General features: G+C 72.2%; 15 protein-coding genes. 7 read left to right on the top strand and 8 right to left on the bottom strand.

Translation table 11 applies throughout. From position 1 onward, the window contains the following. Positions 1-20: 20 nt before the first annotated feature. On the top strand, positions 21-653 hold the full coding sequence (locus ACFYW5_RS09605) for a hypothetical protein (protein WP_389416373.1): 633 nt from the start codon (positions 21-23) through the stop codon (positions 651-653). Between the two features lie 89 nt (positions 654-742). Next, positions 743-2026, top strand: a complete 1284-nt coding sequence (locus tag ACFYW5_RS09600) for an MFS transporter (RefSeq protein ID WP_389416372.1) — start codon at positions 743-745, stop codon at positions 2024-2026. Here ACFYW5_RS09600 and ACFYW5_RS09595 read toward each other — a convergent pair whose 3' ends face one another. Then, entirely contained in the window at positions 2027-2254 is a 228-nt protein-coding gene (locus tag ACFYW5_RS09595) for a hypothetical protein (protein ID WP_389416371.1), read from the bottom strand. A 58-nt stretch (positions 2255-2312) separates the two neighbouring features. On the opposite strand from ACFYW5_RS09595, the gene map reads away from it, so the two are divergent. Both map and ACFYW5_RS09585 read left to right on the top strand, forming a co-directional pair. Continuing rightward, positions 2313-3170 carry a type I methionyl aminopeptidase gene (map, locus tag ACFYW5_RS09590; RefSeq protein ID WP_389416370.1) on the top strand — a complete coding sequence of 286 codons (858 nt, stop codon included), beginning with the start codon at positions 2313-2315 and terminating at the stop codon, positions 3168-3170. A gap of 110 nt (positions 3171-3280) precedes the next feature. After that, positions 3281-3928: a heme oxygenase (biliverdin-producing) gene (locus tag ACFYW5_RS09585; RefSeq protein ID WP_389416369.1), complete on the top strand. Its 648-nt coding sequence runs from the start codon at positions 3281-3283 to the stop codon at positions 3926-3928. A 16-nt stretch (positions 3929-3944) separates the two neighbouring features. On the opposite strand, the gene ACFYW5_RS09580 is transcribed toward ACFYW5_RS09585, so the two are convergent. After that, positions 3945-4589, bottom strand: a complete 645-nt coding sequence (locus ACFYW5_RS09580; RefSeq protein WP_389416368.1) for a PhzF family phenazine biosynthesis protein — start codon at positions 4587-4589, stop codon at positions 3945-3947. A 90-nt stretch (positions 4590-4679) separates the two neighbouring features. Here ACFYW5_RS09580 and ACFYW5_RS09575 point away from each other — a divergent pair, with 90 nt between their 5' ends. Next, positions 4680-5675 carry a hypothetical protein gene (locus ACFYW5_RS09575; RefSeq protein ID WP_389416367.1) on the top strand — a complete coding sequence of 332 codons (996 nt, stop codon included), beginning with the start codon at positions 4680-4682 and terminating at the stop codon, positions 5673-5675. Positions 5676-5692: 17 nt separating this feature from the next. Here ACFYW5_RS09575 and ACFYW5_RS09570 read toward each other — a convergent pair whose 3' ends face one another. Beyond that, entirely contained in the window at positions 5693-6424 is a 732-nt protein-coding gene (locus ACFYW5_RS09570; RefSeq protein ID WP_389416366.1) for a bifunctional DNA primase/polymerase, read from the bottom strand. 159 nt (positions 6425-6583) lie between these two features. Between ACFYW5_RS09570 and ACFYW5_RS09565 the strand changes: the two genes are divergently transcribed. Next, the gene (locus ACFYW5_RS09565) at positions 6584-7447 is read left to right on the top strand and encodes a glycerophosphodiester phosphodiesterase (RefSeq protein WP_389416365.1); all 864 of its coding nucleotides are present in this window, start codon (positions 6584-6586) and stop codon (positions 7445-7447) included. Here the strand turns inward: ACFYW5_RS09565 and ACFYW5_RS09560 are convergent. The 4 genes from ACFYW5_RS09560 to ACFYW5_RS09545 all read right to left on the bottom strand — a co-directional run bounded on the left by ACFYW5_RS09560 (position 7417) and on the right by ACFYW5_RS09545 (position 11790). Continuing rightward, on the bottom strand, positions 7417-8031 hold the full coding sequence (locus tag ACFYW5_RS09560) for a TetR/AcrR family transcriptional regulator (RefSeq protein WP_389416364.1): 615 nt from the start codon (positions 8029-8031) through the stop codon (positions 7417-7419). The genes ACFYW5_RS09565 and ACFYW5_RS09560 overlap by 31 nt on opposite strands. 53 nt (positions 8032-8084) lie before the next feature. After that, positions 8085-9077 carry a small ribosomal subunit Rsm22 family protein gene (locus ACFYW5_RS09555; RefSeq protein ID WP_389416363.1) on the bottom strand — a complete coding sequence of 331 codons (993 nt, stop codon included), beginning with the start codon at positions 9075-9077 and terminating at the stop codon, positions 8085-8087. A 263-nt stretch (positions 9078-9340) separates the two neighbouring features. Continuing rightward, positions 9341-10534 (bottom strand): serine hydrolase domain-containing protein, encoded by a 1194-nt coding sequence (locus ACFYW5_RS09550; RefSeq protein ID WP_389416362.1) that lies wholly within the window; start codon positions 10532-10534, stop codon positions 9341-9343. After that, positions 10468-11790 carry a multidrug effflux MFS transporter gene (locus ACFYW5_RS09545; protein ID WP_389416361.1) on the bottom strand — a complete coding sequence of 441 codons (1323 nt, stop codon included), beginning with the start codon at positions 11788-11790 and terminating at the stop codon, positions 10468-10470. The genes ACFYW5_RS09550 and ACFYW5_RS09545 overlap by 67 nt, the downstream gene beginning before the upstream one ends. Before the next feature lie 88 nt (positions 11791-11878). On the opposite strand from ACFYW5_RS09545, the gene ACFYW5_RS09540 reads away from it, so the two are divergent. Further along, positions 11879-12940, top strand: a complete 1062-nt coding sequence (locus tag ACFYW5_RS09540; protein WP_389416360.1) for a Gfo/Idh/MocA family protein — start codon at positions 11879-11881, stop codon at positions 12938-12940. On the opposite strand, the gene ACFYW5_RS09535 is transcribed toward ACFYW5_RS09540, so the two are convergent. After that, positions 12927-14567: an alkaline phosphatase D family protein gene (locus ACFYW5_RS09535; protein ID WP_389416359.1), complete on the bottom strand. Its 1641-nt coding sequence runs from the start codon at positions 14565-14567 to the stop codon at positions 12927-12929. The genes ACFYW5_RS09540 and ACFYW5_RS09535 overlap by 14 nt on opposite strands. Between the last annotated feature and the right edge of the window lie 76 nt (positions 14568-14643).

Below are 14643 nucleotides of genomic sequence, written 5' to 3'. Positions count from 1 at the left end.
GTGCGGCAGGATGCGGGGCCATGGACGCCGTACGGGTCGCGCTGCTGCGTGAAGTGCTCGCCGGGACCGAGTGGTTGGGGGCCACGCGGAGGTTCGCGGGTGTGCTGCGGGGTTCGGTGGTCTCCCACGGCGGAGGGCTGTTGCTGGTCGGGACGCCGGAGTACGAGCCGTGGCATCTCGCGGCGCACCTGGTGGACGAGGCCGCGTGGTCGGGCACCCCGGAACTGACGCCGACGCTGGTACGGCATGACGCGCGCGCCGAGGATCCGGCGCATCTGGCGGTCGGGCTGGGGCGGCTCGCGGCGGCGCGGCGCGGGGAGACGCTGCTGGTGGTGTCGCCGCAGGGGCCGGACGCGGAATTGCTGGAGCGGGTGCACGACGCTCGGCGGGCCGGGGCGACGGTCCTGGCACTGAGCTCCGGCGACAGCGACGGCAACGGCAACGGCAACGGCAACGGCGACCTGACGACGATGGCGCACGAGTCGCTCGCGGTGCCGGAGGCCCCGGATCTGGACCTGGACACGGTGCAGCATCTGGTGAGCGCGGCGGCCGGGGAGAACTCCGTCCCCTCCCCCCGGGCCCGCCGTCGCTTCCGCGACCGCTTGTCGGCCCTGGCGGACCAGTTGACGGCACCGCCACCGGCGCGCTGGTGACCGACGCGGCGAAAAGCAGCCGCAGCGAGAAGTAGCCGAGGCGAAAAGAAGTTGCCCCGCTCCCTCCTCCCTGCCGAGCATGGCCTCTCGTGAGTTCCTTCCTTCCCGATCTGTCCCCCTGGCGGGCCTCCGCCGACTTCCGGCGGCTGTGGCTGTCGGGGCTGGTCTCCGGCTTCGGCAGTTTTCTGACGTTCGTGGCGCTGCCGGTGCAGGTCAAGGAGCTGACCGGCTCCGCGGCGGCGGTCGGGGCGATCGGTGCGGTGGAGGTGATCCCGCTGATCGTCTTCGGCCTGTACGGCGGGGCGCTGGCCGACTCGCTCGACAAGCGCGGCCTGATCATCTGGACCGAGGCGGGCCAGGGAGTGCTGAGCGTGGCGCTGCTGGTGAACGCCCTGCTGCCGGAGCCCGCCGTATGGCCGCTGTATGTCGTCGCGGCCCTCTCTTCGGCGCTGGTGTCCGTGCAGCGCCCGGCGCTGGACTCGCTGTGGCCGCGGATCGTGGCCCATGACCACCTCCCGGCCGCCGCCTCCCTGAACGCGCTGCGCTGGACGGTCGGCGGGGTCGCGGGCCCGGCGGTGGCGGGTGTGGTCGTGGCGTACGCGGGTCTGGGCTGGGCCTACGCCGCCGACCTGCTGACCTTCGTCGTGTCCGTCGTACTGATCCTCCCGCTCGCCTCCTCCCCCGCCGCGCACGAGGCCGCGAAGCCGTCGCTGAAGGCGATCGCGGAGGGCGCCCGGTACGCGTGGAGCCGCAAGGAACTCCTCGGCACCTATGCCATCGACCTGGCCGCGATGTTCCTGGCGATGCCGCTGGCGCTGCTGCCGTTCCTGGCGGACGAGCTGCACGCGGAGTGGGCGCTGGGGTTGATGTACGCGGCGCTGCCGCTCGGGTCGCTGCTGGTGAGCGTGACCAGCGGCTGGACCGGGCGGATCCATCGGCACGGGCGGATGGTGGTGCTGGCGGCCGCGCTGTGGGGCGTGGCGATCGCGGCCGCCGGGGTCGTGGGCAATGTCTGGCTGGTGCTGCTGTTCCTGACCGTGGCGGGCGGCTGCGACATGGTCAGCGGGATCTTCCGCGGGGTGATGTGGAACCAGACCATCCCGGACGAGCTGCGGGGGCGGCTCGCCGGGATCGAGTTGCTGTCGTACTCGGTCGGGCCGACGCTCGGCCAGGTCAGGTCGGGCGGTTTCGCCGCGTGGTGGGGCGTGCGGGCGTCGGTGTGGTCCGGTGGTCTGCTGTGCGCCGGGGCGGTGGGGCTGCTGGCGCTGTGCCTGCCGAAGCTGATGACGTACGACGCCCGGACGAGCGAGCACGCGAAGAGCGTGCGTGAACAGCGCACGGCGGCCCGGGCGTCGGCTCCGGCCGAGTCCTGATCAGGTGTCGTCGGCGCCCTTGGGGGCGTCGTGCCAGTTGGGGTCGTTCTCCCACTGGACGTTGCGCTCGCGGGCGGTCTCCATCGCGTGCTCGGCCTCCCTGCGGGAGGCGTACGGGCCGAAGCGGTCCTTGCCGGGGCAGTCCGGACCCTCCTCGACCTTCTTGTGCTCCAGGCAGTAGTACCACTCGCCCGGCTTTCCGACGGTGCGCTTCTTGAACAAGGCCATGACCAGCTCCTCTCGCCACGGACATGTTCCCCCACCGCGGCTCGTTAGACTCGCTGGCATGTCTGGCCAGTCGCTGCTCGTACCAGGGGAGCTGTCTCCCACCCGTTCCGTACCCGGAAACATCCGCCGTCCCGAGTACGTCGGCAAGCCCGCGCCGACGCCGTACTCGGGCCCGGAGGTGCAGACTCCGGAGACCATCGAGGCGATGCGTGTCGCCGGCCGGATCGCCGCGCGGGCGATGGCCGAGGCGGCGAAGCTGATCGCGCCCGGGGTCACCACCGACGCACTGGACAAGGTGGCGCACGAGTACATGTGCGACCACGGCGCCTACCCGTCGACGCTCGGCTACCGGGGCTTCCCGAAGTCGCTGTGCACCAGCCTCAACGAGGTGATCTGCCACGGCATCCCGGACTCCACGGTGCTGCGCGACGGCGACATCGTCAACCTCGACGTGACGGCGTACATCGGCGGGGTGCACGGCGACAACAACGCGACGTACCTGGTCGGGGAGGTGGACGAGGAGAGCCGCCTGCTGGTGGAGCGCACCCGCGAGTCCCTGAACCGCGCCATCAAGGCGGTCAAGCCGGGCCGCCAGATCAATGTCATCGGCCGGGTCATCGAGTCGTACGCCAAGCGCTTCGGCTACGGCGTGGTCCGCGACTTCACCGGCCACGGCATCAACTCGTCCTTCCACTCCGGCCTGATCATCCCGCACTACGACAGTCCGCACGCGACCACGGTCATCCAGCCCGGGATGACCTTCACGATCGAGCCGATGCTGACGCTGGGCACGCACGAGTACGACATGTGGGACGACGGCTGGACGGTCGTGACGAAGGACCGCAAGCGGACGGCGCAGTTCGAACACACGCTGGTGGTGACGGAGACCGGCGCGGAGATCCTCACGCTGCCGTAGCGGCCCGGGAACCCGCCCCTGCTGGGGGCGGGTTTTTTCTTGTACGCTTTTACCGACAGCGCGTCGGCAACCTATTGACTTAGGTAAGCCTTACTCGGAGGATGTGCGGCATGGACTCCTTCTCGACCGTCATCCGCACCGCTTCGCACGAGCAGCACGTGGAGGCGGAGACCTCGACGTTCATGAGCGACCTGCTCGGCGGACACCTCGGCGTCGACGCCTACGCGCGCTACACCGAGCAGCTGTGGTTCGTCTACGACGCACTCGAGAGCGAGACCGGACGGCTGGCGTCCGATCCGGTGGCGGGGCCGTTCATCCAGCCGGAGCTGTTCCGGCTGCGCGCGCTGGAGAAGGACCTGGCGCATCTGCGGGGGCCCGAGTGGCGGGCGGGCGCATCGGCGCTTCCGGCGACGCGGGCGTACGCGGACCGGGTGCGCGAGTGCGCCCGGGAGTGGCCGGCGGGCTACATCGCCCACCACTACACCCGCTACCTCGGCGACCTCTCCGGCGGCCAGATCATCCGTGACAAGGCGGAGAAGACCTGGGGCTTCGAGAAGAAGGGCGACGGCGTCCGCTTCTACGTCTTCGAGGAGATCACCAACCCGGCGGCCTTCAAGCGGGGTTACCGGGAACTGCTGGACGCGGTCCGGGCGGACGACCTGGAGAAGCAGCGCGTGGTGGCCGAGTGCAAGCGGGCGTTCGCCCTGAACACGGCGGTCTTCCGGGCGCTGGGCGAGGAGTTCCCGCTCTCGGCGTGAACTGGCGTGAACCCGGTCAGCGTTCCAGGACGACCCGGCCACCCAGTTCCACCCAGCCGTCCGGCTGCGGGGCCGTGAGCAGTTGGGAGCCCGCGCCCTGGGTGATGTTCAGGGCGCGGCCCAGTCGTTCCGTCAGCAGCAGCGCCGCCGCGCCGGTGGCCTCGTCCTCCTCGATTCCGTCGCCCCGGCCGGGAAAGCCCCGCGCACGCACCCGGCCCGCCGCCTCGTCCTCCCACGCCCAGGCGTAGATCCACTCCCCCGGGGCGGGCACCGCCAGCGCGTCGACCTCGTCAGCGGTCGCGTACTGCCGCAGGGTGCGCGCGGGCGCCCACTCCGGCCGGGCCTCGATCCAGCAGAACTCCCCGTCCTGCCGGGCACCGACCACCCCCGCGGGGGTCACCAGTTCCGGGACGTCCAGGAGCCAGGCAGCGCCGACGCAGGGATGCCCCGCGAACGGCAAGCGGACGCCGGGCGTGTAGATGTCGATGACCCCGCGCTCGGGATCATCGACGAACACGGTCTCGCTGAACCCGAGTTTCGCCGCGAACGCCTGCCGCTCCTCCGGCTCCGGCAGCACCGAGCCCTCGCGGACGACGCCCAGCTCATTGCCGTATCCACCGCGCGGCCCGCAGAAGACCCGGAGCACGTCGTAATCAGTCACGGGGGAATTGAAACATCACGGGCCCCCGCTTCCCGGGGGCTGGTCGCCCGGTAGGGTTCGCCTCCGGGAAGGGGAAGGTGAAAGGACCCGATGAGCAGGGATCGCAGCCCTCGTAGGCTCCGCAGGCTTGACCGGAGGGTGCTGACAGCAGCTTCCGTGACCGCTTTGTCGCTGACGGCGAGCGGGTGCGTCGTGGTGCACGGGGAACGGGAGTTGATCCCCGCCGCCACCCGGGCCGAGGCCGCGGAGGCGCTGAAGGACTTCACCGCCGCGTACAACGCCGCCGACAAGGCGTACGACAGCTCCCTGGACGCCGACCATGTCACCGGCGCGCTCGGCGACATCGACGAGGCGCGGCTGAAGGCGGGCCGGGCCAACAACCCCGACGGCAACCCCGGCCACTCCCCGCTGGAGTTCACCGACGCCGAGTTCACCATCCCCAAGAAGCCGGGCTGGCCGCGCTGGTTCCTGGCCGACGTCCGGGCCAACCGCGGCGGTGACTCCCGTTGGCTGCTGGTGTTCACCCGGGGCGCTCTCGAAGACCCGTGGGAGGCCGCCTACTTGACACTGGTGGCGCCCGACGAGATGCCGGAGTTCAAGCTGGACAAGGACGGCTGGGCCGAGGCGGTGGACCCGAACTCCACCGAACTGGCCGTCGCACCCGGCGACTTGAGCTCGTCGTACACGACCTACCTCAAGGGCGGCGGGGCCATCTTCGCCAACGGCAGTCACACCTCCGGCTGGCGGGACAAGCGCGCGAAGAACGCGGAGAAGCCGGGCCTGGTCACCCAGTACATCGACGAGCCGCTGACCGAGGGCGACTACCGGCCGCTGGCGCTGCGCACGACGGACGGCGGGGCGCTGGTGTTCTTCACCACGCACCACTACCAGAAGCAGACGGCCGCCCCGGGCACCTCGGTGCCCACCCCCAACAAGGACGTACAGGCCCTGACGAAGGGCGAGATCAAGCAGTCGCTGACGATGGAGTTCGTCTCGAACGAGGTGGCGCTGGACCCGGTGAAGGGCACGGACAACGTGTCGGTGCTGGGCCGGATCGAGGGTCTGACGGGCGCCAAGGGCGAGTAGCGCGGGTGCTCTTCGGGTCAGCGGCGCGAGGGCCAGGCGGGCTGCGCCGGGCCGGATTCCTGGTCGGCGTGGCGGGCGCCTACGTCGGTGAGGACCTCCAGCAGGGTGAGCGGATCCGGCAGGGGATGCTCGGGCCCGCGTACCCAGCGCACGTGCTGGTCGTCGCCGGTCAGGCGGGCGGGCGGCACCAGGACGTACGAACCGCGGCAGTGCCACCGTAGACCCGGATGCTCGTCCATCGTCTCGGGGTGGCAGTCCAGCTCGCAGGGCCACCACTCGTCCTCGTCCTCGGGGGTGCCGCGGGTGAGGGTGAAGAAGAGCATGCGGCCGGCGTCGCTCTCGGCGACGGGGCCGACCTCGATACCGGCGTCGAGGAGCCGGCCGAGGGCCTCACGGCCCGCTTCCAGGGGGACGTCCAGGACGTCGTGGACCATGCCGGTGGCGGTGATGAAGTTGGCCTGCGGCTGATTGCGGGCCCAGCGCTCGATCTGGGAGCGTTCGGTGGTGGACTGCGTCTGCCAGGCGAACGACACGGGGTGCTGGGCGGGGGTCGGACAGCCGACGCGGTCGCAGGAGCAGCGGTAGCCGGGCGCCGGGTATGCGGCGGGCGCGAGCGGCAGTCCCGCCGAGGCGGCGGCGAGCAGCAGGGCCTCACGACCGCCGTCGCCGGTGGTCTGCTGAGGGCGGCGGCCGCGCAGCCACCGGGAGAGTTTGCTCTGAGGGCCTCGGTCGCCGAACTCCGCGCTCATCTATCTCCTCGCCTCGCCGTCGTGCGACACAGCATGCCTTATCGTCCCACCATCGTGCGCTCCGGGGGGCCGTAGCCGACAACAGGGGTAGGTGGGGCGAGGCCCGGGATCGAGTGTCATTGCATGCTTTGACAGGATTTACGCCCCTACGGTGTCGCCATGGTCACCTGGACCGCACTGACCGCGACCGTGGCGTGCACGGCCTCCCTGATCTCCCCGGCCCCACTGGAGTGGGGACCGGCCCCGCTGACCGTCGACGCCCTCCCCCGCATCACGTACGTCGCCCATCGCGGCGGCGCCCGTGAGGTCCCCGAGAACAGCATGTCGGGGCTGATGGCGGCGTACCGGCGCGGGACGGCCCACGTCCTGGACTTCGACACGCGCCTGCTGCGCGACGGGACTCCGGTGGTCCTGCACGACCCGACCCTGCAGCGCACGACGGGCCGGTCCGGGGCGGTGCGGTCCCTGGACGCCGGCGACTGGCGGGCGGTACGGCTGCGTCCGGCGCCGTCCCTGCCGGGCCGCTGGCGTCCGGAGCGGCCGCCGACGGTGGCGGAGGTGCTGGACCGGTTCGGCGGCCGGATCGTGCTGATGCTGGAGGCGAAGGACCCGGCGGCCCTGGACCGGCTGGCCCGGCTGATCCGCGCCCGGGACCTGACCCGCTCGGTGCTGGTGAACACGAACGACCCGACGGTGGCGTGGCGGGCGGACCGGCTGGGCCTGGTGACGCAGCTGTGGCGCTCGGCCCGTCAGCTGCGCACGGACCGCCCTGCTCGCTGGCGGTCGTACGTGGATGTGCTGGACGTGGACCACCGGGCGCGGGACGGGGATCTGCGGCGGGCGGTACGGTCCGGGATCCCCCGGGTGTGGGCGCACACGGTGGTGACGCCGGCCCAGCGGGACCGGGTGCTGGCGCTGGGCTGCGACGGGGTGATCACGGATGCGCCGGGGCGGCTGGCGCGGGCGGCTCTCCGGCGATCTCAGCAGGGGGTTCAGCGGGGAGCGATGCCGTGGAGGGCGTAGTCGACGAGGGTGTCGGTGTACTCGTGGGAGATGGGCCCGGTGTACTGCAGCCACCGCTGCGCGAGAGGTGAGACGAACAGCTCCAGGGCGATGCGCGGATCGACGTCCGGGCGCACGTCCCCGGCGTCCTGGGCGGAACGCAGGCGCTCGACGTAGAGCTGGAGCGAGGGTTCGAGGAGCTTGGCGACGAACGCGCGCCCGAGCTGTTCATTGACGACGCCCTCGGCGGCGAGCGCACGGGAGGGCACCTCGAAGCGGGGGTCCTTGAGCTCGTCGACGGTGGCGCGGAGCACGGCCTTGAGATCGGCGGCGAGGTCACCGGTGTCGGGGATGGTGTACGGCTCCTGCCCGGCTTCCCGGTTCGCCTGCTCGCCCAGGTCGAGGAACGCCTCCATGAGCACCTCGGCCTTGGAGGACCACCAGCGGTAGATGGTCTGCTTGCCGACCCCGGCGCGGGCGGCGATCCCCTCGATGGTGGTCTTGGGGTACCCGACCTCCCCGACGAGGGCGAGGGCGGCGTCGTAGATGGCCCGGCGGGACTTCTCACTGCGGCGGGTGGAGTCGGGGGCGAGGTTCTTGGCCATGCTCCGAACCTACCAGGTAGACAAGACGCCGCGTCTCGCCGAAGTCGGAGCTGCTAGGCGTCGTCGGCCGGGGGCCAGGGGGCGCCCCAGGCCGCGTCCCGGGCCGCCTTGTAGAGGTCACCGTGGCGTTTGGTGACCGTGGTGCGGGTGAGGGCCGGGTCCGTCTCGCACAGGTCGAGGAGGACCTGGCCCTTGCGGATCTGGGGCTTGCGGACGACGCGGGAGGGTTCGGGGGTGGCCGGGAAGCGGGTGGCGGCGACGTAGGCGAACTTCTCGTCCTCGTAGGCGAGGGAGCCGCCCTTGATCTGGCGGTGCAGGGAGGAGCGGCTGACCCTCGTCGAGAAGTGGCACCAGTCGGTGCCGGGGACGATGGGGCAGGCGGCGCTGTGGGGGCAGGGGGCGGCGATCCGGAAACCGGCCGCGATGAGCCGCTGCCGGGCCTCGATGAGCCGCGTGTAGCCGTCGGGGGTGCCGGGTTCGACGATGACGACGGCCTGGGCGGCGGACGCGGCGGTGTCGACGAGGGTGGCGCGATCGGCTTCCGCGAGCTCGTTGAGGACGTAGGAGATGGTGACGAGATCGGTGCTCTCGATGGAGAGCGCTGATCCGATACGAGAGCGCTGCCAGCGGACGTCGCGCAGGGCCGGGTTGGCGGCGGCGATCTCCCGGCCGAGGGCGAGGGCGGGCTCGGCCCAGTCCAGCACGGTGACGCTCCGCTCGGCGGGCCAGGTCGCGCTGACGGCCCAGGTCGCGGCACCGGTGCCGCCCCCGACATCGATGTGGCTCGCCGGAACCCACTCGGGGGCGGCCTCGGCGAGCGCCTCCAGAGCGGCGTGCACCGCCTCGAAGGTCGCGGGCATGCGGTAGGCGGCATACGCGACGACGTCGGCGCGGTCCCGGAGGATCGGGGCGTGGGTAGGGGTGGCCCCGCGATAACTGGCGATCAGCCGCTCAACGGCAGCGGCGGCCTGCCGGGGCGGGAGCCCGTCGAGAAGTCCGGCGAGAGCGGCACGCAGGGTATCGGCCGGGGCAGCGGGGTGATTCACCCACCGATTCTAATATCGCCCGCGCGGACAGAATGCCGTCCGGATTCCAGCCCCTCCGGCGTTTGAGGAGCGGGGGTCCAGGGGGCAGAGCCCCCTGCGGCGGGGTCGAAGGGGCGGCAGCCCCTGAAGCGGGGTCGAAGGGGCGCAGCCCCTGGAGGATGGGACGGGTAGGGGCGGCGGGGGCGAGGAAAGTCCCCGGCACCGCTGCCGTACCCCCGTACCCCCGCGCCCCCCGCGCCCCCCGCGCCCCCCGCGCCCCCGCGTCAGCGTTCCCGTACCGCCCGAGCCACCCGCGTCCCCGCCGCCGCCCGGGGGCGGCTGTCCGCGGGCCGGCGCCGGGGGTGCACCGTGTTGGCCAGCAGGACCAGGAACGTGTCCGTGGCCCGGTCCAGCACCAGCATCGTCCCCGTGAAGCCGGTGTGCCCCGCCGCCCCCCGCCCCGCCAGCTCCCCCATGAACCCAGTCTGATCCAGCGCGAACCCCAATCCGGGCGGCGTCAGCAGCAGTTCCACGAAGTCCGGGCCGAGGATGCGCGCGGGACCGTACGAGCCGCCCGCGAGCAGCGCCCGGCAGAACACCGCCAGATCGCGCGCCGTCGAGAACAGCCCCGCATGTCCCGCCACCCCGCCCAGCGCCCACGCGTTCTCGTCGTGCACCACCCCCCGCAGCATCCCGCGGTCCGCCTTCGCCCAGGGCCGCCGCTGGTACTCCGTCGCCGCCGCACCGGGGCAGGGGCCAAAACGCGTAGCCGTCATCCCGAGCGGCCGGGTGATGCCGTCGTGGATCAGCACGTCCAGGCCACGCCCGGTGATCCGCTCCAGCACGTGCTGCAGCACCAGCGGGTTGAGATCCGAGTAGCAGTACGTCCCCGGCACCCCCACCGGCACCTCCGCCTGCAGCCGCGCCAGCCTCTCCGCGTCGTCCGCGCAGGAGTACAGCGGAAGTTCGGGCCGCAGCCCGGAGGTGTGCGTCAGCAGCTGCCGTACCGTCACCCCGAACCGCGCCGCTCCGCGGAAGTCGGGCAGATACGCGCCCACCTCCGCGTCGATGCCGAGCGTGCCCCGCTCGATCTGCTGCACCGCCGCGACCGCGGTGAACACCTTGGTGAGCGAGGCCAGATCGAAGGGGGTCGTCACGGTCATCGGTACCCGGGCGGCGGGCGGCAGTTCCACGCCCGTGTCCGTCTCGGGTTCGTAGGAGGCATAGCGGACCGCCCAGCCCGCCGCTTCCTCCACGGCGACGCAGGGGCCCCGTCCGGCGATCACCACCGCGCCCGCCGCCCAGGGCCGCTCACCCGTGGTGAGGGCCCGGACATCGTCGACGAGACGGCCGAGCTCCGCCGGGTCGAGCCCCGCCCGCTCCGGTGTGTCGCCGCGCAGTCTCGGTGCGCTCAGCTCCCCGCTCCCTCCACGCTCACACGCCCCTGACCGCTGGTCCGCCGGTGCCAGGGACGGCACATTCCCACGAAGCAGGCCGACGCCACCAGTGCGGCGGCCAGTTGGACGACGGCCATCGGGACCGCGGTGTTCTCCCCGGCGACCCCCACCAACGGGGAGACCACCGCGCCGATCAGAAACGACGACGTACCCAGCAGCGCCGACGCCGAACCCGCCGACTGCTTCGTCCGCAGCAGCGCGAGGGTCTGGGTGTTGGGCAGGGTCACACCCATGGCCGACATCAGGACGAAAAGCGCCGCGGCAACCGGCACCAGGCCCACCTCGCCGAACACCCCCGTCGACATCAGCAGCAGCGCGCTCGCCGCCAGCACCACCACGCCCAGACCGGCCGTCAGCACCGCGTCCAGGCTGACCCGTCCCACCAGCACCTTGCCGTTGATCTGGCCGACGATGACCAGCCCGATCGAGTTCAGCCCGAACAGCAGGCTGAAGGTCTGCGGCGAGGCACCGTAGATCTCCTGGATCACGAACGGCGACGCGGCGATGTACGCGAACAGCGCCGCGAAGGAGAACCCGCCCGTCAGCATGTAGCCCGCGAAGGCCCGGTCCGCCAGCAGCCCCCGCATCGAGCGCAGGGCCTCGCCCACGCCTCCCTCGTGGCGGTCGGCGGGCGCCAGCGTCTCCGGCAGCCGCGCCCACACCAGCCCCGCGAGCAGCGCCCCGACCACCGTCAGAACGACGAACACGCCCCGCCAGTCCGTCACCCGCAGGATCTGCCCGCCGATCAGCGGCGCGATGATCGGCGCGACCCCGGAGATCAGCATGAGCGTGGAGAAGAAGCGGGCCATCGCGATGCCGTCGTAGAGGTCGCGGACGACCGCACGCGCGATCACGATCCCGGCCGCACCCGCGAGACCCTGCGCCAGCCGGAAGGCGACCAGGGCCTCGACGGTGGGCGCGAACGCGCACAGGGCGGTGGCGACGACGTAGACGGCGAGGCCGATGAGCAGCGGGCGCCGGCGGCCCCATCGATCGCTCATCGGGCCGACCACGAGCTGGCCGAGCGCCATGCCGGCCAGACAGGCGGTGAGGGTGAGCTGGACGGTGGCGGCAGGGGCGTTCAGGGCGCCGGTGACCTGCGGGAGGGCCGGGAGGTACATGTCCATGGCCAGCGGGGGCGTGGCGGTCAGGCCGCCGAGGACGAAGGTGACGAGCAGTCCGGTGCGCCGCATGACGCGGGCGGCCGGTTCCGTCTTCGGTACGGCCGCCTGCGTCTCGTTCGGTATGGATGCCCTGGACGCCCCGCTGTCGGGCATGTGCCCTCCCTCTCCTCGCGATACGGCACCTATGCTCTCAGCTCGAACGCAGTGCCGAGGGTCACTACAGCAAGGGTGGGGTTCGGGGATGACGGAGCAGAGGGTGCGCTGGGGGATCCTGGCGACCGGCGGGATCGCGGCCGCGTTCACGGCGGATCTGGTCGACCTGCCGGACGCGGAGGTCGTGGCGGTGGCCTCTCGGTCGCAGGCGTCGGCGGACGCGTTCGCGGAGCGCTTCGGGATCGCGCGGGCGTACGGCGACTGGGCCGCGCTCGCGGCGGACGAGGACGTCGACGTCGTCTACGTCGCCACCCCGCACTCGGCGCACCGGGCCGCCGCCGGGCTGTGTCTGGAGGCCGGCCGGAACGTGCTGTGCGAGAAGGCGTTCACGCTGAACTCGCGCGAGGCCGAGGAGCTGGTCGCCCTCGCCCGGGCGCGCGGGAGCTTCCTGATGGAGGCGATGTGGATGTACTGCAATCCGCTGGTCAGGAAGGTGAAGGCGCTCGTCGACGACGGGGCGGTCGGTGAAGTGCGCAGTGTGCAGGCCGACTTCGGGCTCGCCGGGCCCTTCCCGCCCTCGCACCGCCTGCGCGACCCGCTCCAGGGCGGGGGCGCGCTGCTCGATCTCGGGGTCTACCCGGTGTCGTTCGCGCAGTTGCTGCTCGGGGAGCCCTCGGACGTCGCCGCGAGAGCGGTGCTCTCCGACGAGGGCGTCGATCTCCAGACGGGAGCACTGCTCTCCTGGGAGAGCGGCGCTCTCGCTTCGGTGCACTGCTCCATCGTCGGCGGTACGGCGACCTCGGCGTCGGTCACCGGCTCGCTCGGCCGGATCGACATTCCCTCCGGCTTCTTCTTCCCGGACCACTTCGTGCTGCACCGGGACGGCCGCGACCCCGAGAAGTTCGCCGCCGACCCGGCCGACGGCCCCCGCAACAGCCTGCGCCACGAGGCCACCGAGGTGATGCGCGCCCTGCGGGCCGGGGAGACCGAGTCCCCGCTCGTCCCGCTGGACGGCACCCTCGCCGTGATGCGGACGCTCGACGCGATCCGGGACCGCGTCGGCGTCCGCTACCCGAGCGAGACCGGCGCGACCGGCGCGAACGGGGAGACCGAGGGCGAGCCCGGCGCGCCCGTGCTCACGCCGGCCTGAGCCCCGGCTCCCCCGCCTCCGTGACGAAGGACGCGGCCGTCGTGACCGGCGCCCCGGGCGTGGTCACGTACGGCACCGTCTTGAAGTCCGCCCGCGCCCGCCGCTCGTCCAGCGCGACGGTCACATAGCCGCGCCGGCCGTTGTAGAACCGCAGGTGCGGGTTGGCGGCCATGTAGGTGTTCCAGTTCGCGGGGCGGTCGGCGCCGTCCCGGCCGCTGGCGATCGAGGTCGCCACGATCTCGGTGCCCCGCACCCGCGAGGCCGGGTCGTCGAAGTCGTCCTTGATGTCGAAGGCGTACCCGACGTGCACATCGCCGGTGAGCACCATCAGGTTCTCCACCCCGGCGGCCTCGGCGCCGTCCAGGACCCGGCGGCGGGAGGCGCGGTAGCCGTCCCAGGCGTCCATCGAGACCCGGGACGGCTCGGTCAGGTCGAACTTGCGCTGTGAGAAGACAACCTGCTGCGGGACGACGTTCCACACCGCCCGCGACCGCTGCCAGCCGTCCAGCAGCCACCGCTCCTGCGTCGCACCGGTCATCGTGCGCGCCGGGTCGTCGACCTCGGGCCCGGGCACCTTGGCGCCGTCCCCCTGGGCCTGGTTGCTGCGGTACTGCCTGGTGTCGAGCACGTCGAACTGGGCGAGCCGGCCCCAGTGCAGCCGCCGGTACAGCTGCATGTCGGGGCCCTCGGGCAGCTGCGGGCGGCGCAGCGGCTGGTGCTCCCAGTAGGCGCGGTAGGCGGAGGCCCGGCGCAGCAGGAACTCCTCCGGCGGGACGCTGTTCTCGGGGGTGTCGTCGGCGTAGTTGTTCTCGGTCTCGTGGTCGTCCCAGGTGACGACGAAGGGGTGCGCGGCGTGCGCGGCGCGCAGGTCGGGGTCGGACTTGTAGAGGGCGTAGCGCAGGCGGTAGTCCTCCAGCGTGACGGTCTCGCGGTTGAAGAGGGCGGGCAGCGTGCGGTCTGTGTAGTTGCGGGCGCCGCCGACGGAGTTGACCGCGTACTCGTAGAGGTAGTCGCCGAGGTGGAAGACGACGTCGACGTCGTCGGCGGCGAGATGGCCGTAGGGGGTGAAGTAGCCGTCGTGGTACGCCTGGCAGGAGACCGCGGCGAGCTTGAGCCCGGAGCCGTGGGCGGCGGGGGCGGGGGCGGTGCGGGTGCGGCCGGTCTCGGAGATCCACTTGCCGACGCGGAAGCGGTAGAAGAGGACCTGGTCCGTGCCCAGGTGGTTCACCTCGACATGGACCGTGTGGTGGAACTCGGGGTGGGCGGTGGCGATGCCGCGTCTGACGGGGCGGCGGAAGTTCTCGTCGCGGGCCAGCTCCCAGTGCACGGTGACGCGCTCGGCGGGCAGGCCGCCGTCGGGCTGGTAGGGGGCGGGTGCGAGCCGGGTCCACAGCAGGACGGAGCCGGGCAGCGGGTCGCCGGAGGCGACGCCGAGCGTGAAGGGGTCGTCGGTGATCCGGGCGGCGTCGAGCTCGGCGGCGCCGGCGACACCGGCCGTCGGCAGGTTCACCGCGAAGGCGAGCGCGGCGGCCGCGCCGGTGACCGTGAGGAAGCGGCGCCGGCCCAAATGGCGAGCGGCGGCGCGGAGTTCGGGGTCGTGCTGTGGCGAGTCTGCTTCGAGTGTCATCCGGTCCTCCCCTGGCGAATGAATGCACCCCGCATTGGAGTGGCCGGGGACGACTCGCGATTGGCGCGTACACAAC

The sequence above is a fragment of the Streptomyces sp. NPDC002779 genome (genome assembly GCF_042888685.1).
Taxonomy (GTDB): Bacteria; Actinomycetota; Actinomycetes; order Streptomycetales; family Streptomycetaceae; genus Streptomyces.
This window is presented reverse-complemented; position numbering and strand designations above follow the sequence as displayed.